The organism is Herpetosiphon giganteus, from assembly GCF_016907925.1.
GTDB lineage: Bacteria > Chloroflexota > Chloroflexia > Chloroflexales > Herpetosiphonaceae > Herpetosiphon > Herpetosiphon giganteus.
The window spans coordinates 1-5,278 of sequence record NZ_JAFBCZ010000065.1; the positions used below are offsets into that span (position 1 = coordinate 1).

3 protein-coding genes are annotated in these 5,278 nt (G+C 50.3%); all 3 read left to right on the forward strand.

Annotated elements, in window-relative coordinates; translation table 11 throughout:
• On the forward strand, positions 1-2,097 hold a 2,097-nt coding region (locus tag JOD20_RS26085; RefSeq protein WP_204758099.1), incomplete at its 5' end, for a beta-ketoacyl reductase.
• Positions 2,084-3,247, forward strand: coding sequence for a zinc-binding dehydrogenase (locus tag JOD20_RS26090; protein WP_204758100.1), 1,164 nt, complete (start codon positions 2,084-2,086; stop codon positions 3,245-3,247). The genes JOD20_RS26085 and JOD20_RS26090, both read left to right, overlap by 14 nt.
• Positions 3,248-3,296: 49 nt before the next feature.
• Positions 3,297-5,278, forward strand: a 1,982-nt coding sequence (locus tag JOD20_RS26095; protein ID WP_204758101.1) for a beta-ketoacyl synthase N-terminal-like domain-containing protein, incomplete at its 3' end; no start/stop codon positions are given.

Consider the following 5,278-nt stretch of genomic DNA (forward strand, 5'->3'; position numbering starts at 1 on the left):
GCCAACCCCGCGACCGTGGTGGTGCCAAGTTTGGCGCGGGATCACCGCCTGATCGCCAGTCTGGCGCGGGCGGCAGGGCAGCTCTGGGCGCATGGGGTGGCGATTGACTGGTCGGCATTGATTCCCCCGACCACCACCCCCTATCCCTTGCCTGCCTACCCTTGGCAACGCAAGCGCCATTGGTTGCCAACACATAGCTCAATGCAACGGGCTAAACAACCAACTCAATCAGCACAAGATTTTTATGTTGTGCGTTGGGAGCAAGTAAGCTCAGACAGCCATGATCTTCATGCTCAAAGTAGTGGGCCATGGTTAATGATTAGCGATCAAGCCATGCTCGCAACTGAACTAGCCGAGTCGATTCAGGCTGAGGATTGTGAGGTTGTTTTACACGCAAGTCTGGCTGGTGACGATGCTGCAATCGAAGCACTACTCAAGCAGCGCACGTGGCATGGGATAATTTATTACCCATGCCTATCAACTACCGATGAATCGTGTGATCGCCAACAAGCCCAAATCTGTGGCGATGTACTATGCTTAATTAGTGCACTCGCACGATCAGAGTCCGCCAATAAGCCTAAACTTTGGTTGATAACAACCTTGGCTCAGCCTGCTGATGGCGCTGTCTTGAATCCACAGCATGCAACGTTATGGGGTTTGAGTCGCTCGATTGGACAGGAGCATCCTCAACACTGGGGCGGGATTATCGACCTTGATCAGCAGCCAAGCGCCTTTAAGCAGATTGCGACCATTATTACAACCCAACAACAACCGCTCGAAGTTGCTTGGCGGGCGCAGCAACAATATAGACCAACACTGATTCAAGAAAGCATCCAACTGCAACAACCAAACCCAAGCAGTATCCAACCACATGCTACCTACCTGATTACAGGTGGTTTAGGTGGTTTAGGCTTGGCATGTGCAAATTGGTTGGCTGAAATTGGGGCACGCTCAATTGCACTCATCGGTCGCAAACAACCCAATCAACAGACCCAACAACAGCTTGAACAACTCCAAACCAAAGGCATAAACGTTCAATTTCTTCAAGCTGATGTTAGCGTCAAAGAGTCGGTTGAGCAGGTTGTGCAACAAATTCAAGCCAGTACATTCCCGTTAGGCGGAGTGATTCATACAGCAGGGGTGGTTGATGATGGTTTAATTATCAACCAAACATGGGAAAATTATGAGCGAGTTTTCGCCCCCAAAGTGCTTGGCACATGGAATCTCCATCATGCGACCAAGCACTTAAAGCTTGATTGGTTTGTATTGTTCTCATCGGGAATTAGCTTAACCGGAGCCGCTGGTCAAGCGAATTATGCAGCAGCCAACGCCTTTCTTGATGCCATGGCCTACTATCGCCAAAGCCAAGGCTTACCTGCGGTCAGCATTAATTGGGGGGCATGGGCCGAGATTGGCATGGCTGCTCGTTTAGGCACTACCACAACCCAGCGACTCGCAGCAAGTGGCATGCAAGCCCTAACCCCAGCCCAAGGGATCGCAGCCCTTGCAACGATTTTGCAAACCAAGCATGCCCAAATTGGGGTATTTCAAATTAACTGGGCGGAATTTGCCAAGGCCAGTTCTTCTCGCTCCAAGGCACCGCTGCTAAAAGCGTTGCTACAAACTGGTTCGGCTGAGGCGACAAGCAACCAGTCAGCCTCGCGCCGCTACTTATTAGGTTTAGCCGCGTATCAACGCACGGAACAATTTGAACTCTTTATTGATGCGCAACTCCGTAAGAGCCTGCGGCTTGATGATCAGCAACCAATTGACCCTCATCAAGGGTTATTTACGCTAGGATTTGATTCATTAACATCGCTTGAGTTGACCAATCGATTAAGTGTTGAGTTGGGGCTAGCATTACCGCCGACCTTAACCTTTGATTACGGTACACCAAAAATACTGACCAACTACTTGTTCGAACGCTTATTTGGTAGTTCAGCTACCCCTGAAACGCCTGAAGCATCACCAGAATCAGAGCGCAAAGTCGCCATCCAAGAATTATCGGAAGCCGACTTAATTGCCTTATTAGATACAGAGATCGCATTACTCCAACAAACAGATTTAGAAAGGAACGATCACCATGAGTTTGATTAAGACAGAGGCGTGGGTTCTTCATGAAGGTCTAGCAGGAGCACCAACAGTTACCGCCGAACTCCAACGTGAGGAATTTAGTTTCCCTGATATTAAGCCCGACGAAGTATTGGCCGAGCCAATTTATGGATGTTGGGAAGGCAATATGGGCCATGCGATTGAGCGCAAACCTGTTGACATCTGCCGCCAACGAGGCGAATCGAAGGTTGTGCTTGGCAACGCGGGAGTAGTACGAATTACCAAAATAGGTGCCGCAGTAACCACGGTTAAAGAGGGCGATTTTGCACTCTTTGTTGCAATTGGCACAAGCGACCAGTTCGGCTATATGATCAAAGTGGTTGGCTATGATGCACCGCATACGATGGGGGTTTTAGCCAAACAAATCAAACTACATCAACATCAAGTGATTGCTCTACCAAGCCATAGCCGCCATTCGCTTCAGCAATGGGCAGGCTTCTCATTACGCTATCTGACTGCTTGGGCCAATTGGAAATTAGCCTACGATTGCTGGCGCTTACAAATGCCAGAAGACGATTTCCCCTTACCCTATGCCTGGGGCTGGGGTGGTGGGGTCGCCTTTGCTCAGTTGCAACTGGCCAAAATGGGTGGAGCGCATACCGCTATGATCACCTCAAATAGCGAACGCACGGCCTTGCTACTCCAAACTGGCATTACACCGGTTGATCGTCGGCAATTTAGCGACATGGAATATGATGAGCAGCGCTATCAGCGTGACCCTGAATATCGAACAGCCTATGCCAAAGCCGAGAAACAATTTATCGAGATTGTTCAGTCGCTAACCAATGGGTTTGGGGTTTCGATCTTTATTGATAATATTGGGCAGCCAGTTTTGCGCGGAACCCTCCGAGCGCTAGCCCGTCAAGGGGTTATTGCAACGTCTGGTTGGAAAAAAGGCATGAATTTAACCGTCAATCGCGCTTTAGAATGTATCAATCATCATATTCATGTCTATACTCATGGGCTTCAATATAAGCAAGCAGTAACCTGTGTTCAGTTTGCCGAGGCAACTGGTTGGTTGCCCCCTGCTGATTGCCCTGTCTATGCATGGGAAAACGTGCCGCAATTGGCACAGGATTATGCCAATGGTAGTATTAGTAGTTATTTCCCCTTATTTGAGATCAATAAAATTTAGCATCAAATATACAGCGTCACCCTATTGCTAATAGAAGGGACTTGGTAAGGTGAGTAAACAGCACATTCATGAGGATCTTAGTCCTTTACAACGCGCAGCCCTCGCGCTTCAAGAGGCTCGCAATCGAATTCAGTCGCTTGAGCGGCGCATCCATGAGCCAATCGCCATTGTTGGCATGGGTTGTCGCTTGCCTGGTGGGGTCAACAACCCGCAGCAATTTTGGAATTTGCTGTGTAACCAGGTTGATGCCATTCATGAAGTTCCTGCGGATCGTTGGGATATTGAGCGCTACTACGACCCAAACCCTGATCTACCAGGCAAAATGGCAACCCGTTTTGGTGGTTTTGTTGCTGATCTTGATCAATTTGATGCTCAGTTCTTTGGCATCTCACCACGCGAGGCAGCCCATCTCGATCCGCAACAGCGGATGCTCTTAGAGGTTGCGTGGGAATCATTTGAGCATGCTGGGGTGCGGCCAGAAAGCCTTCAGGGCAGTGCAACTGGCGTGTTTATTGGGGTTAGTATCAATGAATATGCCCAAGTAATTAAGGCGGCATTGGGCGAAAATTTCGATGCTTATATTGGCACCGGCACTGCGCTCTCAGCCACTGCCGGCAGGCTCGCCTATCATTTTGGCTTACAAGGCCCATGTATGGCAATTGATACCGCCTGTTCTAGCTCGCTAGTTGCGGTTCATACCGCCTGTCAAAGCTTGCGCAATGGCGAATGTACCTTGGCCTTAGCTGGTGGAGTTAACACCCTTTTACTTCCAGATGGCAATATTGGCGCAAGCAAAGCGCATATGCTTGCGCCCGATGGTCGTTGTAAAACCTTTGATCAGCAGGCCGATGGCTATATTCGGAGCGAAGGATGCGGTATTATCCTGCTCAAACGTTTATCCGATGCTCAAGCTGCTGGTGATCCGATTCTTGCGGTTATTCGTGGCTCAGCAGTCCAACAAGACGGGGCAAGTAGTGGGCTAACCGTACCAAATGGCAAGGCTCAAGAGCGCTTAATTCGCCAAGCTTTACACGTAGCTGGGGTACATCCCGAACAAGTCGGCTATCTTGAGGCTCATGGCACTGGCACAGCACTTGGTGACCCTATCGAAGCTGGGGCAATTTATCAGGTTTTTAATCAAACCCACAGTGTTGATAAGCCATTGTGGATTGGCTCGGTTAAAACCAATATTGGCCATTTGGAATCGGCAGCAGGGATTGCAGGGTTGATCAAAACGGTTTTGAGCCTGCACCATGGCTCTATCCCAGCCCATCTTCATCTCAATCAGATCAATAATCGCATTCATTTTGATCGTATTCCAGCAGCCATTCCCCAGCAAGCCGTTGCTTGGCCTGAGCAAGCAGCCACACGCATCGCTGGAGTTAGCTCTTTTGGGTTTACCGGCACAATTGCCCATATTGTGCTTGAGCAAGCTCCAAGTAGTCAGTTAGTACCCAGCCAAGAGCCTGCTCAGCAACTGCTTTGTTTATCGGCTAAAAGTGCCAAAGCCCTTGATGCTTTGGTAAAGCGCTATATCGAATTCTTGCGCCATGAGCCAGCCTATAATCTGGCTGATCTTGCTTGGATGGCGAATCGTGGACGAACCCATTTTACCCATCGGCTAGCAGTAATAGCCGACACTCCAACAGCGCTGCACGATCGCTTAGTGGCTGCCAATATGTCTAACAGCGTAGTCAACGTTTGGCGCGGAGTTAGCCCAAATCGCAACCAAGCACCCAAAGTTGCGTTTGTGTTTACCGGCCAAGGGTCGCAGTATCCCGGCATGGCACGGGCACTCTATGCCCACTTTCCGGTTTTTCGCGATGCCTTGGATACCGTCATCGCGGCCTTTGCCCCACTCCTGCCTACGTCCTTGCAGCCCTTCCTGCTCGATCCTGCTGCTGACCCTGCCGCCCTCGCGGCCACTGCCGTCGCCCAACCTGCGCTCTTTGCCCTTGGCGTTGCCCTCGCCGCCCTCTGGCGCTCCTGGGGCGTAACCCCTCATTGCGTGCTTGGCCATAGTTTGGGCGA

Excerpts from the sequence above, each read along its gene's own strand:
- JOD20_RS26090 (WP_204758100.1), top strand. The coding sequence starts at position 2,084 with ATGAGTTTGATTAAGACAGAGGCGTGGGTTCTTCATGAAGGTCTAGCA.